At 45.6% G+C, this 1957-nt stretch carries 1 protein-coding gene; it reads right to left on the reverse strand.

The features are described from left to right. A partial coding sequence (locus tag WCO51_13130; protein MEI6514196.1) for a PAS domain-containing protein occupies positions 1-1957 on the reverse strand: 1957 nt, incomplete at both ends.

Genomic DNA, 1957 nt, shown 5'->3' on the forward strand with positions numbered 1-1957 from the left:
ATTATACCGATATAGCCTATAAATTCACCTTGTTCATCCAGACGTGGTTTAACGAGAGCAATGAACCAGTGATATTGGTTATCCTTGCCACGCAACCGGTACTCCATTTGGAAGGGTTGCTGTGCATCGAAATGGGATGTGTAGGTATCAAGATAACGATTCAGATCTTCAGGATGCACCCCTTTGACCCAACCGTTGTCCACTTCCTGCTCGATACTTCGTCCTGTGTATTCGAGCCATGAGTTGTTGAACCAGCTGTATGACTTATCTAGCTCAGCTATCCACATCAGCGCTGGCGCAGCATTGGCAATGCTGCGGAAGTTCAATGCACTTTCTTCCAGTGCAGCCCCATTTTTTTTACGTTCGGTGACATCCGTCAGCAAGCCACTCCATATGATACCTCCATCGGCTTGCCGTTGAGGAGTGGCGAGACCATGAATCCATTTAACATGACCACTTTGGGTTTTAATTCGAAACTTATGATCCCAGACAGTAAAATCCAACGCCGAACGTTCCAAAGATTCGCGATGCGCATCCTGATCCCCTATAACTATGCACATGGTCAACACATTGGGATCTTGGCATGCTTCTTCAGGAGTCACTTCATAAAGATCTTGAATCCCTTTACTGACATAGATAAATCTCCACTCGCCTGCAGAGGTTAGCAGAAACTGATAAACCACTCCAGGCACCACAACCGTCATGAGTTCAAGTTGCTGGCGCATTGTAATAGTTGTAGCCTCTGCAGATTTTCGCAAAACCTGCTCCTGTACCAGTTGGTGCTTTTGCAGCAAACTTTTCGGCAAAGCTTGTGTCATCATCAGAGCAATACTGATTTCAACCGAAGTCCAAGGTGTACATCGTCCACTCCATGTTTCTGTCCAGATTTCGAAGGATTTGCGCGGTGTAAGATGTATATTCCCAGCAGCATCCCTAACCCGTCCTTTATCGGCACTACCCGCCCAATAAACCGTCTGAGGCTTCTCTTTACGCAACCAGATTAAACAATTACTCATGTCGTTTGAAATCGAGGCAACCAGTAAACCGGATACAATGGATCTATAGGCACTGGCAGGGAAAAATTTCTGTTCAAGACAATCACAGCTAAAGACTTCAGACTGGCGTTGGGAATCTAGCCAGGTGAGTAAATGATCTATGTCAGCTGATTCAGGCACATCACCCTGTAAATGGTACTTGCCATCTGCGACCATGATCATCCCAGTAGCATTCAGTAAAGATTGCAATTTGGGCAGAAGCTGTTGCTGCACGACTTCAATATTACCGAGTGTTATTTGATCGACCAAGTCACCGAGAAGATTGTGTGCTTTTTCGACCTTGTTAAGCCGATCCTGTGACTCAATAGCTGCCAATTTTGCCGATGCCATTCGACTGATAAAAATTGCAGCTTCGCGCATAGCAATCGACACTCGCTTTGCAGTCCTATGATGACAAGCTATCAATCCCCACAACCGACCATTTTGTAGTAGCGAAATCACCAACGAAGCCTGTACTCCAATATTACGCAGATATTCCATATGTATCGGCGAAAGACTGCGTAGCGCTGAGTAAGTCATATCAAGGGGCAGTTGACTGACAGGATTTATCATCGGCAATATGACTACCGGCGTAACATCAATATCAGCAACCATTCTAACTAGATTTTTAGTATAAAGACTCCGAGCTTGAGGCGGGATGTCGCAGGATGGGAACTGCAATCCTAGAAAGGAAGGCGATTCTTCAACCCTGCTTTGGCTGATAACTTCACCGTCCCAGTTTGAGTCGAAGCGATAGGTCATAACACTATCGTAGCCTGTAAGATCGCGGACAAGTTCGACGATCCGATCAAAATAACGAGATGAATCTGCATCGTTTTCTGTGCTCAGCATAGTTTGCTGAATGTCCAACATTAACTGTGCAAGATTACCTTCAGCCTGCGTGTCTTGGTCTTGGTATTGGT

Source organism: bacterium (assembly GCA_037131655.1).
Lineage (GTDB): Bacteria > Armatimonadota > Fimbriimonadia > Fimbriimonadales > JBAXQP01 > JBAXQP01.